This window comes from Henriciella sp. (assembly GCF_029936995.1).
In the GTDB taxonomy this organism is placed as follows: domain Bacteria; phylum Pseudomonadota; class Alphaproteobacteria; order Caulobacterales; family Hyphomonadaceae; genus Henriciella.
Map to the genome: position 1 here is coordinate 183,308 of NZ_JAPYRE010000004.1, position 17,163 is coordinate 200,470.

A 17,163-nucleotide genomic window follows, 5' to 3' on the forward strand; every position below is an offset into this window, starting at 1 on the left:
CTGGAGGGCCACATCAAAATCAGTTTCGTATGTGGTCGATAAAAGTGGCCAGTTCAGGCTGGAAGTCCTGCAAGGCTGGCGCACATATCGTGGAGGCGGGAAGGGATTTCCGTATCAAAGCGCATGTCGTCGAGCGTGGAGACTGCACGCACGAGTTGCAGGCTGTTCGTGAGATAAAGGGCGTCGGCTTTCCTGAGGTCCTTCGACTGAAGGGAGGCGACACGCGCCTGCAGCCCCGCCTCTGCCGCTTTGGCTAGAAGCCAGCCGCGCATTACGCCTTTCAGAACACCGTCCTCCAGGGGAGGAGTTACCAGTTCATTCCCGAAACGGGCGAATATGTTAGCGATGGAGCTGCAGGTTACATGTCCGTCCGGCGCAAGATACAGCGCATCATCGTATCCGGCGCTTTTCGCGCGCTCCATCCCGATCACCGTATCGGTATAGGCCAGCGTTTTGTGACGCGACGAGGGCGCGCTCGGATTGCGGTGTATGTCGCTTGTCATGATGCGTGCCGGTACTGCGGGAAAGGCCGGATTGCCTGCATCGAATTTGGAGATCAGGGTGGCCGGTCCGAATGCGCCGGGAGACAGGCCGCGTGGCCCCGGCCCACGTGTCACGGTAAGGCGCAGAGCGCCGTTGCCGCCTGTCGGAACAGCCTCCATGGCGAAGGCCCGCAACTCCTGGACTTCAATCTGAATGCCAAGGGCGTCGCAGTCGCCGGCAAGACGGCTGAGGTGATCCTCCATGAGGATGATCTGTCCGTTGCGGACCATTGAGGTATCGAACACGCCGTCTCCAAGCAGCAGGCCGCGATCCGTGAGGTCAAATGACTGCCGGGTCGATTCGGTGCCTGTATCAAACTGCCGGATACGGATCATGTCTTCCCTCGATCAGGTGTGCGGTCAGCCAGGCCGTATCCGCCGCCGCCGGGTGTTTCGATTGTTATACAGTCGCCAGCCGAAAGGCTGACACTGGCTATACTGGCAAGGGCCTCGCATGAGCCGGATACCCGATCGACCCATTGCTGACCGGTTTGCCCCGGCAGGCCACCGTCGAGTCCGAAGGGGGGAACTGTCCTGGAAGATGAAACAAGGGTTGCCGTCGTCTCGCCAAGCGCTGTGATCGTTCGGACAACCCCGTCGCCGCCAGTGTGTTCTCCGCCCCCGCCAGAGCCTTTGCGCAGGGCAAATCGCTCGACACGCAAGGGATAGCGCAGCTCGAGGATCTCCGGGTCGGTAATGCGGGTATTGGTCATATGGGTATGCACACCAGACGCACCGTCATGGCCCGGACCGGCCCCCGCGCCACCGCAGATAGTTTCGTAATACTGATAGGTATCATTCCCGCAGAGGAAATTGTTCATCGTGCCCTGCGCCGCCGCGCTCGCCCCCAACGCCCCAAAAAGGACATTGCACACTGCCTGGCTCACTTCGGTATTGCCCGCTACCACGGCACTACCGGGTGAAGGGGACAGGAAAGACCCGTCAGGAATGACAAGCTCTAGTGGGCGCATGCACCCCTCATTGAGCGGCAGGTCATCGGCGACTAGGCAGCGGAAAACATAAAGCACGGCTGATCGTGTAACGACCGGCGGAGCGTTGAAATTTCCCGGACGTTGTGGGCCTGTTCCGGCAAAATCAATCCGGGCAGATCGCGTGTTGCGGTCGACTTTTATAGAGACACTGAGTGGCAGTCCGTCATCCATCTCTACATGCATCTCTCCATCGCTCAGCCGGTCGATGACACGGCGTACGCTCTCCTCGGCATTGTCCATGACATGACCGGCATAGGCTGAGACGCCTGCCCAGCCATACCGCGTGATCATCGCTTGAACATCGCGTGCGCCTGCCTCGTTTGCAGCGATCTGGGCCAGTATGTCGGAGATATTGGCGTCCGGGTTACGTGCAGGCCAGGCTGCAGTGCTGAGCACTGAACGAAAGGCGGCTTCACGGAAGTCCCCTTCATGGCGTAGCAGGAAGTCGTCGATCACGACGCCTTCTTCTTCAAGCGTCTTTGCATCTGGCGGTGTCGACCCCGGAGTCAGTCCGCCAATGTCCGCATGGTGACCGCGATTGCCGACGAAGAACCGGATCTCTTTCCCCGTTTCATCGAAAACCGGAGATATGACAGTAACATCGGGCAAGTGAGTGCCGCCATTGAAGGGATTGTTCAGCGCGATCATGTCGCCCGGTTTCAATGTGTCGCCACGTGTGCGCAGCACGGTGCGCACGCTCTCCCCCATCGCGCCCAGATGCACTGGCATGTGTGGCGCATTCGCGAGCAGGCGGCCTTGTGCATCGAACAGGGCACATGAAAAATCTAGCCGTTCCTTTATGTTCACGCTGGTTGCCGTGTCGCGCAGGACAGCACCCATACGTTCGGCCACAGCCATGAACATGTTGTTGAACAGCTCAAGCAGAACCGGGTCGGGCTTGCCGTCAGCAGAGATCGTGCTTCGCTTTGCTGCTTGTTCACGGGTAAGCACAAGATCACCTCGGGAGGCGACCTTTGCAGTCCAGCCCGGGTCGATGACACTGGTCTGTGTTTCCTCGACGATGAGGGCAGGGCCTTCTATTCTGTCACCACTGAGCAGATTTTCGCGCTGATAGATCAACGCTTCGTGGCTTTCGCCACCACTCCACAGCGTGACCGATCTCTCAGCATCTGGCGCGCCATTTTCGCGTTCAGCGAGGGTATCCGGCCTGGCTTCTGCGCCTTCGCGGCGCAGTTCACTGCTGACACTCTGTACAATGAGCGCCCGGTCAGGCGTGATGAAGCCAAACTGTTGCTGGTGGCGTGCTTCGAACGCAACTCGCATATCGCTGGGCGTGCCGAAGGGTACATCTATTGTCGTGTCCGTGCCGTCATAGCGCAGCGCCACCATGGACACCCAGCCTATAGTGTCAGACGTCTCACTAGCTACGCCAAAGCGCTCCAGCTGGGCGGTTTTCAGTCCGTCGAGTACAGTGCTGGCCCGCTGCGCAGTGTCCGCGCTCAGGGCCCGCTCGACCGAGCCGCGCCTTATGTCAATCTCGTCTGCCAGCCCGATGCCAAGCGCTGAAAGAACACCGGAGAAAGGATGGATCAACACCGTATCGATACCAAGTTCATCCGCCACGAGGCAGGCATGTTGACCACCCGCGCCGCCAAAGGCTTGCAGGACAAACCCGTCAGTGTCGCGCCCCTTTTCCAGCGTCACCTTGCGGATTGCCTGCGCCATGTTGGCGACTGCGATAGACAGGCAGCCAAGGGCGATCTCATGAGGGCTGCGGGCTTCTCCGCTCTCCTGTTCGATCTCCCGGGCAAGGGTGCGGAAACCGGTCTCGACACTGTCAGTGTCGAGTCTCTCGTCCTGCGCAGGGCCAAAGACAGCCGGGAAGAAGTCCGGCTGGATACGTCCAAGCAGTACGTTCGCATCGGTGACGGTCAGCGGGCCGCCACGGCGATAGGCCGCCGGACCCGGGGTGGCCCCGGCGCTGTGCGGGCCCACCTGTAGTCGGCCCTGATCGAACCGCAGGATCGAGCCACCCCCTGCAGCGACAGTGTGAATATCCATCATCGGCACGCGCAGTGGCGTCCCGGCGACCTCGGCTTCGGTGACGCGTTCAAAGTCACCTTCATAGACCGAGATGTCGGTCGAGGTGCCGCCCATGTCGAAACCGATGACATTCTCGTATCCAAGCGCGAGCGCGCTACGGGCCGATCCGACAACCCCTCCTGCTGGTCCGGAAAGAACGGCATCCTTGCCCTGAAATATCTCGGCTTTCGCCAGTCCGCCATTCGATTGCATGAAGTGCAGCGGTGTGTCGCCGAGCTTCTCGCTGACCTGGTTCACATAGGCGCGCAGCACAGGCGAAAGATAGGCATCCGTCACACTGGTCGCTGCGCGTGGCACGAGCCCGATAAGTGGATCGGCGCGATGGCTCAGCGTGACGCTCCTGAAGCCTGCCTCCCGCGCGATCTCGCCGAGGCGTAGCTCCATCTGCGGGTGCTTCCAGGCATTGATAAGGGCAATGGCACATGACATCAGCCCGGTTTTCAATGCGTTGGTGAACATGGTATGGGCGGCCTCTTCTTCGAGGGCGCGGAGCACGTTTCCATTGAGGCTGACACGTGCGTTGATCTCACAAACCTCGTCATACAGCGGACGGGGCTTGCGAATGTCCAGCGCGAAGAGGTCAGGGCGTGACTGACGCCCGATTGCCAGCAGGTCAGCGAACCCTTCTGTAACCACGAACAGGGTGCGTGCGCCCTTGCGCTCCAGCAGCGCATTAGTGGCAACCGTCGTGCCAATGCGGACATCGCTTATGATGTTCGTGGGCAAAGGAGCGGTTTTTTCCACGCCGAGTAAGCGCTGGATGCCGGCGAGCGCGGCGTCGTCATAAGCGTCTGGATTCTCGCTCAGCAGCTTTGTGATCTCAAACCGGCCAGCGGGATTGCGCGCGATAACGTCAGTGAAGGTACCGCCCCGGTCGACCCAGAACTGCCAGCCCTTGTCTTGAACAGAAGGTGTTTCCGGCGCGCTCATATCAGTGACAGCCCCCTCTCGATAGCAAGCCAGATGCCCCGTCCGCCAAGTGCCACGGCGATTGCAACGACAAGGCCGCCAGCAATATTCGCCAGCATCCCATTGGCGTGCTCGTTAAGCAGCATGCCGCGGTTCATGATGAGCAGCAGCATGATGGCAATAATGGGCAGCAGGAAACCGTTCGCCGTCTGGGCCGTGATGATGAGTGCGACGGCATTGATATCGGTAAGCGCGATCGCCGTGCCGACCGCCACGATGGACAGCGCGAAGAGCCGGAAGCGTGTGATGCCGTGTTTCTCATCTCTGGGCGGAAAGAGCTCGTTCAGTGCGAATGCGGTCGCCATGGGCGCGGTGACGGCCGATGTCAGCCCGGCGGCGAGCAGGCCCGCGCCGACAAGATAACGCGCCGGTGGCCCGAAAGCGGGCTCAATGGCGAGCGCCATGTCTTGTGCGCTTTGCACATCAATCCCCATCACGAAAAGGCTGGAGGCCGCTGTCGACAGGATCAGGATGGAGACGATGCCACCAATTCCGATGGAGATGGCGGATTCACGCCGTGCTTCGGTGACGCTTGCAGCATCTTTACGCCAGCGCTGCCGCGCGCCAGCTGCGTGCAGGAAAAGATTATAGGGCACTATGGTTGTTCCGATAAGTGCAATGGTCATCAGTAGACCGCCTTCTGGAATCTTCGGCGAAAGACCGCTCAACAGTGCCCCCGGATCAGGCCGCACGATCACCGCACTGAGCGCGAAGGCAGCTGCCATGATGAGGACAAGACCGACAAGGATACGCTCCATCGGTTTGTACTGGCCGATAAGCAGAATGGCGGATGCGATCAACGCGATGACCAGGACCAGTGCCTTGCGGGCGCCTTCACCGGTCAGGGCTTCGACGCCCAGAACGCCGCCGAGTATATTGCCGCTTTCATAGGCGGCGTTTCCGATGGCGAGAGCCAGCAATATGAGCCCGCCCGCCAGAACTGTCGCAATGGAGCCGGGGGCGGACTTCACCAGCGCTTCGCCAAGTCCCAGCCGCGCGCCCGCGCCAAGACGGGCTGACATGTCCTGCAGGATCATGGTGGCAGCCGTGGCAAAAACCAGCGCCCACACCAGTGAAAAGCCAAACTGTGCGCCCGCCAGCGTGCAGGTCGTTACCGTGCCGGGGCCGATAAATGCGGCAGCGACCAGTGTGCCGGGTCCGGTCTGGAAACGCGTCTTGCGCTGCGTCATGTATCGTCCTGTTTTCCGGCTGCTCTGTCTTGTTGCCACCATCCCTAGGGCTTCGCCAATCGCGATCAAGTGATGTCTCGAGAGCGGCCGCTGGAGTAGCGAGAACTGGGCAAAGAATATTACGTAAAATTCATGAAGTGCGCTAATTGAATTTCAGGGCGGCTTGGCCAATTAAGCAACGTCTTTAGCAGTCTCAGGGTGCGAGTGCCAAAACCTCACCCGAAGGCTGCTGACGGCCATGTTTCAACAAAACCATATCTGTCAAATCAGGAGGCATCAGCCATGTCATTCCGTCCGCTCCACGACCGCGTTCTCGTGCGTCGCATTGAAGAGAGTGAAAAGACTGCGGGTGGCATCATCATCCCCGACACCGCCAAGGAAAAGCCGCAGGAAGGCGAAGTCATCGCCGTCGGCTCCGGCGCACGCGGTGATGATAATGAAATCATCCCGCTGGAGGTGAAATCCGGTGACCGCGTGCTGTTCGGCAAGTGGTCCGGCACCGAAGTGAAGATCGATGGCGAGGATCTGCTCATCATGAAAGAGAGCGACATTCTCGGTATCATCGAAGCCAGCGCGGCCGCTCAGAAAGCCGCTTAAGCGCTTATCCCCAAATCCTTTTTCAAGGTATACAAGACATGTCAGCCAAACAGGTTGTTTTCAGTTCCGATGCCCGTGAGCGGATGCTGCGTGGCGTCGATATCCTCGCCAATGCGGTGAAGGTCACGCTTGGTCCAAAGGGCCGTAACGTCGTCATTGAGAAGTCCTTCGGCGCCCCGCGCTCCACTAAGGATGGTGTCACGGTCGCCAAGGAAATCGAGCTTGAGGACAAGTTCGAGAATATGGGCGCACGGATGCTGCGCGAAGTTGCCTCCAAGGCGAACGATGTCGCAGGCGACGGCACCACGACAGCCACCGTGCTGGCCCAAGCGATTGTTCGGGAAGGCATGAAGCGCGTTGCCGCTGGCATGAACCCGATGGACCTCAAGCGCGGCATCGACAAGGCAGTTACAGACGTCGTTACACATATTCAGGCCGATGCCCGACAGGTCTCCGCCAACTCGGAAATCGCCCAGATCGGCACGATTTCCGCGAATGGCGATACCGAGATCGGTGACATGATCGCCAAGGCGATGGACAAGGTCGGCAATGAAGGCGTGATCACGGTCGAGGAAGCCAAGTCGCTCGAGACCGAACTCGACGTCGTTGAAGGCATGCAGTTCGACCGCGGCTATCTCAGCCCGTACTTCGTAACCAATGCCGACAAGATGACGGTCGAGCTGGAAGAGCCCTATATCCTGCTCCACGAGAAGAAACTCTCCTCATTGCAAAGCCTGCTGCCGGTTCTGGAAAATGTCGTCCAGAGCCAGCGCCCGCTGCTGATCATCGCTGAAGATGTCGACGGCGAAGCGCTCGCCACGCTGGTGGTCAACAAGCTGCGCGGCGGCCTGAAGGTCGCGGCCGTGAAAGCCCCTGGCTTTGGCGACCGCCGCAAGGCCATGCTGCAGGACATCGCTGTCCTCACCGGTGGCCAGGTCATCTCCGAGGACCTCGGCATCAAGCTGGAAAACGTGTCTCTCGATATGCTTGGCACGGCAAAGCGCGTGGCCATTGCAAAGGATGACACAACCATCGTCGATGGTGCGGGCGAGAAGTCCGACATCGAAGCCCGTGTCAGCCAGATCAAGAAGCAGATCGAGGACTCCAGCTCCGACTATGACAAGGAGAAGCTCCAGGAGCGCCTTGCCAAGCTCGCTGGCGGTGTTGCTGTCATCAAGGTCGGCGGTGCCACCGAGATCGAGGTGAAGGAACGCAAGGACCGTGTCGACGACGCGCTCAACGCGACCCGCGCAGCTGTCGAGGAAGGCATTCTGCCGGGCGGCGGTATCGCGCTCCTGCGTGCCTCGCGTGCGATTACGACCAGGGGTCTCAATGATGACGAGCAGGCCGGTATCGATATCGTCCGCCGTGCGCTCGAAGCCCCGGTCCGCCAGATCGCCCAGAATGCCGGGCTGGAAGGCTCAGTCGTCGTCGCAAACGTGATGGCGAAGACAGACCGTGGCTATGGTTTCAACGCCCGTACCGAAGTCTATGAAGACCTCGTGGCGAATGGTGTGATCGACCCGGCTAAGGTTGTCCGCTCTGCCCTGCAGAACGCTGCGTCCGTGGCTGGTCTCCTGATCACGACGGAAGCCGGTATCGTCGAACTGCCGAAGAAGGCCTCCGCGGGCGCAATGGCTGGCGGCATGGGCGATATGGACTTCTAGGCTGCAAAGGTCTGGAAGGCCGAGGCAGTGGTAAAACCAAATAAGAAAGGGCGGCTCCATGCGGGCCGCCCTTTTTATAATCTGCGATGCGAGCACGACTTCATGGTTCGACTCCGCTAACCATGGGTGGCGGGGCTCTCTACCGCCCCTTCCACTCCGGTGCGCGCTTTTCAAGGAAGGCGCGCGGGCCTTCCTTGGCGTCCTCGCTGGAGAAAACGATGGCCGAAGCTTCGTTGGAAGCTTTCCAGAGGTCCTCCTCGGTCCCGTCATAGGCTTGGCGGGCGACTTCGAGACTCTTGCGGACCGCCAGCGGGGCATTCACGCCGATCTGTTTCGCCAGTTCATGCGCTTCACCAAGCACTTCTTCCGACGCGACCATCCGGTTGACGAGACCCAGCTGGTACATCCGCTCGGCCGGCATCGGGTCGCCTGTTGCGACGATTTCCAGCGCGACATTGCGGGGCAGGGCCCGGGGCAGACGGAAGACACCGCCAGCACCGGCAAAAATCCCGCGCTTCACTTCCGGCAAGCCGAAACGGGAATTATCCGCCGCCACGATCATGTCGCAGGACAGCGGCAGCTCGCAGCCGCCTGCCAGTGCATTGCCGCGCACGGCCGCGATCCACGGCTTGGTGCGCGGATATTTCACGAAGCCGGCAAAGCCGCCTTCCTTGGTCGAGAGGGCGCGCGCATTACCCTTGGAGATTTCCGAGAGATCGGCGCCGGCACAGAATGTCGATTCCAGCGAAGAAGTGAGGATGCAGACGCGTACATCATCATCGCGTTCGGTCTCTTCACAGATCCAGCCCAGCGCCGAGGCCACTGCGCCGTTGACGGCGTTGCGCTTGTCAGGGCGGTTGAGCGTGACAACGGCGATATGATCCTTCACCTCGTAAAGGACTTCGTTTCCAACGCTTTCTGGCTTGTCCGACATGGGGATCCTCCTGCTACCTGTTTGGCCTCAGAGAGCATGTGGACGCCACGCCGACAAGTCTCACCTTGGGTCAGGCGAGTATGTCTGTGATGTTGCGGAGGTCTTGCGCAGGCCGATAATTCAGGACGCGATCCGTCTTCTTGCCTGCCGTTTTGCTTGTGGCGGTGAGGAGAGCTTTTCACGGCGTATCGGCCAGCCCGCATCTACTGGCTGTTCGGCACAGACGACCCGGTCGCGTCCGCGGCTCTTGGCGGCATAAAGCGCTGCATCTGCAACAGTATAAACTTCATCGAACATCGTGGCAGCGCCAAGCTCGGCAACACCGAAACTGGCGGAAATACGTGCCGTTTCCGGCAGGCCGGGAACCGTCAGGCCGCTAAGCTCGTCCTTGAGGCGAGTCGCAAGCTGGCGTGCGCCGGTTGTTCCGGTTCCTGGGAGAAGCAGGCAGAACTCTTCCCCGCCGACACGCCCGGCCAGGTCAGCCTTGCGGGTCTGCTGTGAGAGGAACCTTCCGAAAGCGCTGATGACGGCATCTCCCATTGTGTGCCCGTACTCATCGTTGAAAACCTTGAAGTGATCGATATCCATCAGGATGATGCTGGCTGCGACCTCTCCGGAGCGGGAGGCGCAGTAGGTGCGTGCCGATTCCTCGAAGGCGCGGCGGGTTTTCAGCCCGGTCAGATAGTCATTTTCCGCATCATGGCGCAGCGCGTTAAGCTGTTGCATCGCGCAGACCGCAATCAGGCTGCCGCCCAAAGCCAGGGCGGAAAGTATTGTAATCGCATTCATCGAACGCCAGTAAACGGTATCGAAAAAGCCCTCGGCCGTGACGTTGATATCCAGAACCGTCACCGGGGAAACGAACATGAGATTAAGGATGCAGAGCCATAGGGAGGCGTAAACCGCCGTGCCGGTCCAGTTTTTACGCCAGATCCCCCAGATGCTGAACGTGAGGATAATGAACATGATGCCGTGGATCATGTTTGTCGTGATAATGCGTTCGCTGCTAAGGCCTTGGTGCGCCAGCGTAAGCCAAGCTGCAGCCCCGACACTGGCTATGGCGAGGGCCGCAAGCATTTTACGAGGAACTGTCCGGTGGAATGCGGTCGATATCCCCACAGCCAGAAGATAGACCCCGACTACATAAAAAGCATTGTGGACAATACCGTTCGCCAGGGAGTCCTTGGCCAGGATGAAATGGTTGAGGACAAAGCCTGATGTGCACATCAGGAAGGCAACAGAAAAGAGAAGCGCAGCCTTGTCCTGGCGATTATAATGCCAGAAGCATAAAAAGATCGCACACATGCAGCCAGCAACTGCGGGTACGATCAGCCCGAGAAAGGCTCCACTATCCAATTTCGCTGCCCCACCTTCAAGGTTCCTACCTTGACCAGGTCGATACCAGTCATAGGCGAACCAATGCTTAAAGCTCTCTTCCAAATTCGCCAGAAACGACACTCTAAACCGGGTGCGGCTGACCGGTCCCTCGCTATTTCATGTTGTTAGCTCGCACAATTGATACAACGGATCACAGCCGGGTCGGTTCTTAGCCGGCCGTATGCGATAGGCTCTCCGCAGTCTGTGCAGTAACCGAATTCTTTCTGCGCCATTCTCTCCAGCGCTGCTTCCAGAGCACGCGCGCGTTGCTGCCGGCGAGCTTCAGCGGCGTTTGACATTGCCTGTACCTGAAGTGAATCGATGCGCGAAACGCGTCCAACGCTTTGTTGGTCGAGTTCTACAGGTTTTCGGTCGCTTTGTGCGGCATCACGCAAGGATTTCAGCTCATCAAGTTCGGTGCGTATACGCGGTTCGAACTCATGCCTCAGCGTTTCGGGATCGTGATCGGACATCAATCGCTCGACAGTTGCCAGTCACGTCCGCCAGCGCAGGGTCGCCGACTCGAGAGGATTGTCGAATGTGTGAGGGCAATAACCGGCTGCCTGCCATTCTTTCTTGAGCTGGAGGTACCAGAGAAATTGCTTGTCTGAATCGCCGACAAGCATGCCCTTGCCATTGGCCCAGGGCTCGTTCTGGCGGCGAAGTGCCATGATATCGACATCCTGCTGGAGGAAAGGCCGCGCCACCATACGGGCGAAAGGTCTGAGCAGGTTCAGTACAGGCGTATCCCAGTAAAATATCTGACGCAGGGTCGTGTGGCGTTCATCCTTGGGCGTAAGTGCTGTAAGCCCCAGAACCGTGTGCTTCGCGTTGGAAATATATTCCGCCCTGAGGCCAGGCAGCCTGAACTCGATGGTGACTGAGATCGCTCCGCCAATAAGCTTGTAGATGTCGCTGTTCACAGGCGCATGCGGCTTCATCGTAAAACCAAGTTCGCTCGGTTCGAAGTTCTTCTTCTTGCGTTTCAGCTGGCCATTGCCACGCCAGATCGGGGAGCGATGGACGAAAGGTGTGTGTGCCGGGTCCAGCAGTCCATAAATGGCGTCGTCCTGATGAGCCGGAATCTCGACCTTTTCCATGAAGCGGACACGACCTTTCGGACCATCAAATTCAGGAACATTGATCCTGGGTGACTCGGGTCCATTCTGCCCACAACTCACATAAATCCAGACCAAATCTTCTGTGCAACGCACGTCGAGCGTCTCGTCAGGCTGTGAAGCTGCGCGGCCCCTGATCGCTCCGTTTTCCCGCCAGAAGGAGACCGCTTGTCCGCAGATCGAAAGCTCCACTTTTCCGCGCTCAGGCACCTCTGCAACTGTCGCGGCGACGTACCAGCTGCCAACGGTAAAAGGGCCTTCCGTACGAAGTGGAGCGGGCCGGATATCAGAGGTTCTGGATGTGAGGGTTGCAGTCATGAGGGAGCACAAGGAGATTGAACGGCGAGAGCCGTCGGCCTGTTGGTCGGATTTCCCAGAATGCTCACATTTGCAGTGTCCCAATCTATTAAATCAGGGTAGCGCCCCCATTGTTTCAAAGTCAACGAAAACCGGGTCTTTTGCCTGCCTCAGACGCGCAGATCGATATCCAGCCGTGAAATAGCGTGAACAAAATTGTTCGGCGCAATATCGATCTCCCCCGTCCATTCAGCGTTCGGAAAGCGTGCGAGTATCTGCCGGTAAGCAGCTTCAAGCTGCATGTTTGCGACCCTCTGGCCAAGGCAGACATGAGGGCCCATGCCGAAAGCAAGGTGATCCTTTGCGTTTGCGCGGGTTACATCCATGCGGTCGGGATCAGTAAAGACTGCCGGGTCGCGATTGGCCGCGCCGTAATACATGACGACCTTCTCACCCTCGGCAATCTTCTGGCCATGTATCTCGGCGTCCTCTGTTGCGGTGCGGCGCATATAGATAACAGGAGAGACCATACGAATGGCTTCATGCGTCATATTGGTGATGAGTGAAGGATCATCAACAAGCTTCTGTTTCTGTTCAGGAAACTCGGTGAGGAGCTTCATCGTACCGGACAGGGAATTGCGCGTTGTATCATTACCCGCAAAAACGATCAGCAGCCAGGATCCGTCAAGCATCTCGTCCGATAGGCGCTCACCGTCAACTTCGGCATGGGCGATGGAGGTAAGCAGATCGTCTTTCGGGTCCTTGCGGCGCGCCTGTAGCACTTCCTTGCCATACTCGAACATTTCCAGGACATTCTGGACAAAAGCGCCAAACAGTTCCGGGTCCATCTCGTCGCCCTTGCGCATCGTGTCGCTGGCTGTCTCGAGATAGTGCATCCACTTGACGAGTTTCGGACGGTCAGCTTCGGCGATGCCGAGGATTTCAGACAATGTGAAAAGTGGCAGCTCGGCGGAAAAGCTTTCCACCATGTCGATCGGGCCACCCGTATCCTTTGCCTTGGTTTCCATGTCGTCGAGCAGGCTCTTGATCTTTACATCGACGCGTTTTTGCAGGTCGGCGACATAACCCGGTTTGAAGAAGGGCATATGCTCACGCCGGAGTGGCATGTGGTAAGGCTGATCAAGGCAGATCATGGTGTCCAGCGAAGCGCGGTGGAGCAGGGGGTGGCGCGCATCCGCGCTGCCATAGTTCATGAGGATGCCGCCTTTCTGCGAAGAGAAGACCTTCGTGTTAAGCTCCGTCTCGCGGACATCCCTGTAGGTGGTCAGGGCCCAGAAACCGGCACCTTCTTCTTCATCATGCCAGCAGACAGGAGCAGTTTCACGCATGGTGGCGAAAGCATCGAAAGGCTGGCCTTGTGTGAACAGGTCTAGGTCTGTCAGGTCTGCAGCAGGTTTTGCATCGAAGGCAAGCGGGTGTTTGTGCCCCTTGTGAAGGTCTGTTTCCTCGACGGCGGTTTCGCTGACATTGGCAAGCATTCTGGTTCCTCCCATCGGCTTTTTTGCCGCTATTTATAAACCTTAGTGTTCCAGAAAAGCCGACGCGCGTGAAGCGTTGCCGCAACGCCAAGTTGCCGCATTTCAGGCTTGATCCGGACAGCCATTCGGGCGGAACTGGGAGGGGCGTTCAATATGCGAGGCATGTGATGTCAGGAATAGGCAATAAGGATGAGCCCTGGTGGAAGGGCGCGGTGATCTATCAGGTCTATCCGCGCAGCTTCCGCGACACGACCGGTGATGGGGTCGGTGACCTTCAGGGGATCATCAAAGGGTTGCCGCACATCGCTTCACTGGGCGTGGACGCGGTATGGCTCTCGCCCTTCTTTACCTCGCCCATGAAGGATTATGGCTATGACGTTGCCGATTATTGTGGCGTCGATCCGATGTTCGGGACGCTCGCGGACTTCGACCGGCTGATCGAGACGGCGCATGGGCTCGGCCTGAAAGTCGTCATCGACCAGGTATGGTCCCATACATCCGATCAGCATGACTGGTTCACCGAGAGCCGGGAAAGCCGCACCAGTCCGAAAGCTGACTGGTATGTCTGGGCTGACCCGAAGCCGGATGGCTCGCCGCCAAACAACTGGCAGGCAGTGTTTGGCGGGCCGTCCTGGGAGTGGGATGGACGGCGACAACAATACTACATGCACAATTTCCTTGTCTCGCAACCAGACCTGAACCTGCATAATGAAGAGGTACAGGACGCGCTGCTTGAGGTCGCGCGGTTCTGGCTGGACCGGGGTGTTGACGGTTTCCGTCTCGATGCGATCAACTTCGCGATGCATGACCGGTCGCTGGCCGATAATCCGCCTTCCGGTGTGCCGATGGAGAAGGTGACTCGCCCCTTCGACATGCAGCTTCACACAAACAGTATGTCCCAGCCTGAAATCCCGGCCTTTCTGGAGCGGGTGCGCACCGAACTGGAAAGGGCGGGCGAGACGTTCAGCGTGGCCGAAGTGGTCGGCGCTGATGCCATTGCGGAGATGAAGGCCTTCACCGAAGGCGAGGCGCGCCTGCATTCGGCTTATAATTTCGACTTTCTCTATGCCCAGAGCCTGTCGCCGGCGCGGGTGAAGCGTTCGCTGGAGCAATGGGCAGGCGCAGACGGCGAGGGCTGGCCGAGCTGGGCGTTCTCTAATCATGACGCGCCGCGGGCGGTATCGCGCTGGGCCGCGCCAGAGGACCGCAAGCAGGCTGCTGACATGCTGCTCCTGTTACTGCTTTCGCTGAGGGGGAATGTCTTTCTCTATCAAGGCGAAGAACTGGGCCTGCCGCAGGCCCACGTGCCGTTCGAGCATCTGAAAGACCCTGAAGCCATAGCGAACTGGCCGCGTACCTTGGGCCGCGACGGGGCCCGCACGCCAATCCCGTGGAAGGCGGATGCGAATAACGCCGGCTTTTCAAGTGGGACACCATGGCTCCCTCTCGATCCGGGGCATGCCGGTCTGTCTGCCGATCTTCAGGAAGATGATTCTGCTTCAAGCCTGAATATAACGCGTGAACTGGTGCGTCTGCGTCACGGTATTTCGGCCTTGAGGCACGGAACCCAACGCTTCATCGATGTGTCTGAAGGCATGCTTGCTTATGAGCGGGAGGTTGCCGGTGACGGGGTGCTTTGTGTCTTCAATATAGAAGCAGACGCAGCCGAATGGCGGCCTGAGCAGGCAGACCAATGGCGCGTGATTGCGACCGAGCAAGGCGCTGAGAAAGCCGGTAGGCCTTTGCCATCGAGGCTTGCGCGCTGGTCCGGTTATTGGGCGGTCCGCGAAGACAGGTCTTTTCCTGGGCCTTAAGTCTCTCTAGCCTCCCTGAAAAGAACATGATCAGGGGAGGGCATTTCATGGCCGACGAGACACGCAGGCCGGACCGTAAGGCTTACTGGCGGGCAACTATTCGTCTGACGATCAGCCTGCTCGTCATATGGTTCGCTGTTTCATATGGTGCCGGCATCCTGCTCAGGGGCTTTCTCGATCAGTTCATGCTTGGCGGGGCGCCGCTTGGCTTCTGGTTTGCCCAGCAGGGCGCGATCTATGTCTTCGTCCTCCTGATCTTCATCTACTGTCTGGCGATGCGGCGTATCGCGAAGAAATACGGCGTGGAGGGCTAGAGTGATGGATCAGACTTTCTGGACCTATTTCTTCGTTGCAGCGACTTTCGGGCTCTATATCGGCATCGCCATCTGGGCGCGGGCCGGGTCGACTAATGATTTCTATGTCGCGGGCCATGGTGTGCATCCCACGGTGAACGGCATGGCAACGGCAGCTGACTGGATGTCGGCGGCGTCTTTCCTGTCTATGGCAGGGCTCATCGCCTTTCTTGGTTACGGCGGTTCGGTCTACCTGATGGGCTGGACGGGCGGCTATGTGCTGCTCGCCTTGCTGCTCGCACCTTTCCTGCGAGAATTCGGCAAGTTTACGGTGCCTGACTTTGTCGGCGACCGGTATTATTCGACAACCGCACGCGTCATTGCGGTAATCTGCGCGCTGTTTGTGTCTTTCACTTATATTGCGGGCCAGATGAAGGGCGTCGGCGTGGCCTTTGCCGGGTTCCTTGGCGTGCCGTTCGAGCTGGGTATCGTGATCGGCATGGTGATCGTGTTTTTCTATGCCGTGCTCGGCGGGATGAAGGGGATCACCTACACTCAGGTCGCCCAGTACTGTGTAATGATCTTCGCCTATACGGTGCCGGCGATCTTCATGTCGCTCATCATCACTGGCAATCCCATCCCGCAACTGGGCTTTATCGGTGAGGCGCAGGGCGAGGGCATCTCCATGCTGGAGAAGCTCAACACTGTCGTCACCGATCTTGGTTTCATCGAGTACACGCAGACCAACAAATCAATGGCGGATGTCTTCTGCATCACCGCCGCACTGATGTTCGGCACGGCCGGACTTCCGCACGTCATCATCCGTTTCTTTACCGTGAAAAGTGCCGATGCGGCGCGCATTTCTGCCGGGTGGGCGCTTGTTTTTATCGCGATCCTTTACACCACTGCCCCGGCAGTCGGCGCATTCGCCCGGATCAACTTCGTCGATACGGTCAATGAGTCGACCTACATTTCTGACGAAGAGAACTATGCCGAGCGTGCTGCCGAGATCGAGGCGGACGGCGGCAAGCCGGTACCAGCCTGGTACAAGGACTGGGAAGCGACCGGCCTTCTGGAGTTCGAGGACAGGAATAACGACGGCGTCATGCAGTATCGTGGGCCGAACGCGCCTGATGGTGTGGAGAACGAGGTTTCCCCAGACAATGACATTTTCGTGCTGGCCAATCCCCAGATCGCGGACTTGCCCGGATGGGTGATCGGGCTCGTTGTGGCTGGCGGGCTAGCGGCGGCCCTCTCGACGGCTGCCGGACTATTGATGGTGATCTCGTCAGCTGTCAGTCACGACCTCTGCCGGCGAACCCTGTTCAAAGGCATGACGGACAAGGATGAATTACGCGTCGCGCGGCTAGCGGCGGCCAGTGCTGTCGTAGCGGCCGGGTTGCTCGGTGTCTTTTCCAACAATCTCGGCTTTGTCGCGCAGGTGGTCGCGTTCGCTTTCGGACTGGCAGCCGCCTCGCTGTTCCCGGTCATCTTCCTCGGCATCTTCTGGAAACGGATGAACAAGGAGGGGGCGATTGCAGCCATGTCTACGGGGCTCATCACCACCTTCGGCTATATCTACTGGTTCAAGTTCGTCGATCCGGATCCGTCGAACTGGCTTTTCGGTGTGTCGCCAGAGGGCATAGGTTTCGTCTTCATGTGGCTGGCGCTTATTGTTGGTGTTGTTACCGCGCTGGTAACGAAAGCCCCGCCAGATGAAATCCAGGAGCTTGTCGAGGATATACGGGTGCCTGGCACCCGGGCGGCCCATGACGGTGGCGACACGGAGATGGCACCCGCAGAGTAGATA

Annotated in this window: 13 protein-coding genes; 5 read left to right on the plus strand and 8 right to left on the minus strand. The window is 58.8% G+C overall.

All coding sequences use genetic code 11. From position 1 onward, the window contains the following. Positions 1-53: 53 nt before the first annotated feature. The 3 genes from Q1K31_RS10310 to Q1K31_RS10320 are packed head-to-tail and all read right to left on the minus strand — an operon-like array spanning position 54 to position 5,757. Positions 54-878: an aminotransferase class IV gene (locus tag Q1K31_RS10310; protein ID WP_300379170.1), complete on the minus strand. Its 825-nt coding sequence runs from the start codon at positions 876-878 to the stop codon at positions 54-56. Next, positions 875-4,528 carry a hydantoinase B/oxoprolinase family protein gene (locus tag Q1K31_RS10315; RefSeq protein ID WP_300379171.1) on the minus strand — a complete coding sequence of 1,218 codons (3,654 nt, stop codon included), beginning with the start codon at positions 4,526-4,528 and terminating at the stop codon, positions 875-877. The genes Q1K31_RS10310 and Q1K31_RS10315 overlap by 4 nt, the downstream gene beginning before the upstream one ends. Next, complete coding sequence (locus tag Q1K31_RS10320) at positions 4,525-5,757, minus strand: Nramp family divalent metal transporter (protein ID WP_300379172.1); 1,233 nt, start codon at positions 5,755-5,757, stop codon at positions 4,525-4,527. The genes Q1K31_RS10315 and Q1K31_RS10320 overlap by 4 nt, the downstream gene beginning before the upstream one ends. Before the next feature lie 282 nt (positions 5,758-6,039). On the opposite strand from Q1K31_RS10320, the gene groES reads away from it, so the two are divergent. Further along, positions 6,040-6,354 (plus strand): co-chaperone GroES, encoded by a 315-nt coding sequence (gene groES / locus Q1K31_RS10325; protein ID WP_300379173.1) that lies wholly within the window; start codon positions 6,040-6,042, stop codon positions 6,352-6,354. Positions 6,355-6,392: 38 nt separating this feature from the next. Further along, positions 6,393-8,021, plus strand: coding sequence for a chaperonin GroEL (gene groL / locus Q1K31_RS10330; RefSeq protein ID WP_300379174.1), 1,629 nt, complete (start codon positions 6,393-6,395; stop codon positions 8,019-8,021). A 139-nt stretch (positions 8,022-8,160) separates the two neighbouring features. On the opposite strand, the gene Q1K31_RS10335 is transcribed toward groL, so the two are convergent. The 5 genes from Q1K31_RS10335 to Q1K31_RS10355 all read right to left on the minus strand — a co-directional run bounded on the left by Q1K31_RS10335 (position 8,161) and on the right by Q1K31_RS10355 (position 13,246). Continuing rightward, positions 8,161-8,955 (minus strand): crotonase/enoyl-CoA hydratase family protein, encoded by a 795-nt coding sequence (locus tag Q1K31_RS10335; protein ID WP_300379175.1) that lies wholly within the window; start codon positions 8,953-8,955, stop codon positions 8,161-8,163. A 120-nt stretch (positions 8,956-9,075) separates the two neighbouring features. Continuing rightward, complete coding sequence (locus Q1K31_RS10340; protein ID WP_300379176.1) at positions 9,076-10,311, minus strand: GGDEF domain-containing protein; 1,236 nt, start codon at positions 10,309-10,311, stop codon at positions 9,076-9,078. Between the two features lie 146 nt (positions 10,312-10,457). Continuing rightward, positions 10,458-10,805: a TraR/DksA C4-type zinc finger protein gene (locus tag Q1K31_RS10345; protein ID WP_300379177.1), complete on the minus strand. Its 348-nt coding sequence runs from the start codon at positions 10,803-10,805 to the stop codon at positions 10,458-10,460. 21 nt (positions 10,806-10,826) lie between these two features. After that, a complete protein-coding gene (locus tag Q1K31_RS10350; RefSeq protein WP_300379178.1) occupies positions 10,827-11,768 on the minus strand; it encodes a hypothetical protein in 942 nt (313 codons plus the stop codon). 149 nt (positions 11,769-11,917) lie between these two features. Beyond that, positions 11,918-13,246: a cytochrome P450 gene (locus Q1K31_RS10355; RefSeq protein WP_300379179.1), complete on the minus strand. Its 1,329-nt coding sequence runs from the start codon at positions 13,244-13,246 to the stop codon at positions 11,918-11,920. Between the two features lie 167 nt (positions 13,247-13,413). Between Q1K31_RS10355 and Q1K31_RS10360 the strand changes: the two genes are divergently transcribed. The 3 genes from Q1K31_RS10360 to Q1K31_RS10370 are packed head-to-tail and all read left to right on the plus strand — an operon-like array spanning position 13,414 to position 17,160. Further along, positions 13,414-15,060, plus strand: coding sequence for an alpha-glucosidase (locus Q1K31_RS10360; protein WP_300379180.1), 1,647 nt, complete (start codon positions 13,414-13,416; stop codon positions 15,058-15,060). A gap of 47 nt (positions 15,061-15,107) precedes the next feature. Further along, positions 15,108-15,374, plus strand: a complete 267-nt coding sequence (locus Q1K31_RS10365) for a DUF4212 domain-containing protein (RefSeq protein ID WP_300379181.1) — start codon at positions 15,108-15,110, stop codon at positions 15,372-15,374. Positions 15,375-15,378: 4 nt separating this feature from the next. Further along, positions 15,379-17,160 carry a sodium:solute symporter family protein gene (locus tag Q1K31_RS10370; RefSeq protein WP_300379737.1) on the plus strand — a complete coding sequence of 594 codons (1,782 nt, stop codon included), beginning with the start codon at positions 15,379-15,381 and terminating at the stop codon, positions 17,158-17,160. The last annotated feature ends 3 nt before the right edge of the window (positions 17,161-17,163 follow it).

Coding starts and splice junctions, on each gene's coding strand:
- Q1K31_RS10310 (WP_300379170.1), bottom strand. CDS start 878: ATGATCCGTATCCGGCAGTTTGATACAGGCACCGAATCGACCCGGCAG.
- Q1K31_RS10315 (WP_300379171.1), bottom strand. CDS start 4,528: ATGAGCGCGCCGGAAACACCTTCTGTTCAAGACAAGGGCTGGCAGTTC.
- Q1K31_RS10320 (WP_300379172.1), bottom strand. CDS start 5,757: ATGACGCAGCGCAAGACGCGTTTCCAGACCGGACCCGGCACACTGGTC.
- groES (WP_300379173.1), top strand. CDS start 6,040: ATGTCATTCCGTCCGCTCCACGACCGCGTTCTCGTGCGTCGCATTGAA.
- groL (WP_300379174.1), top strand. CDS start 6,393: ATGTCAGCCAAACAGGTTGTTTTCAGTTCCGATGCCCGTGAGCGGATG.
- Q1K31_RS10335 (WP_300379175.1), bottom strand. CDS start 8,955: ATGTCGGACAAGCCAGAAAGCGTTGGAAACGAAGTCCTTTACGAGGTG.
- Q1K31_RS10345 (WP_300379177.1), bottom strand. CDS start 10,805: ATGTCCGATCACGATCCCGAAACGCTGAGGCATGAGTTCGAACCGCGT.
- Q1K31_RS10350 (WP_300379178.1), bottom strand. CDS start 11,768: ATGACTGCAACCCTCACATCCAGAACCTCTGATATCCGGCCCGCTCCA.
- Q1K31_RS10355 (WP_300379179.1), bottom strand. CDS start 13,246: ATGCTTGCCAATGTCAGCGAAACCGCCGTCGAGGAAACAGACCTTCAC.
- Q1K31_RS10360 (WP_300379180.1), top strand. CDS start 13,414: ATGTCAGGAATAGGCAATAAGGATGAGCCCTGGTGGAAGGGCGCGGTG.
- Q1K31_RS10365 (WP_300379181.1), top strand. CDS start 15,108: ATGGCCGACGAGACACGCAGGCCGGACCGTAAGGCTTACTGGCGGGCA.
- Q1K31_RS10370 (WP_300379737.1), top strand. CDS start 15,379: ATGGATCAGACTTTCTGGACCTATTTCTTCGTTGCAGCGACTTTCGGG.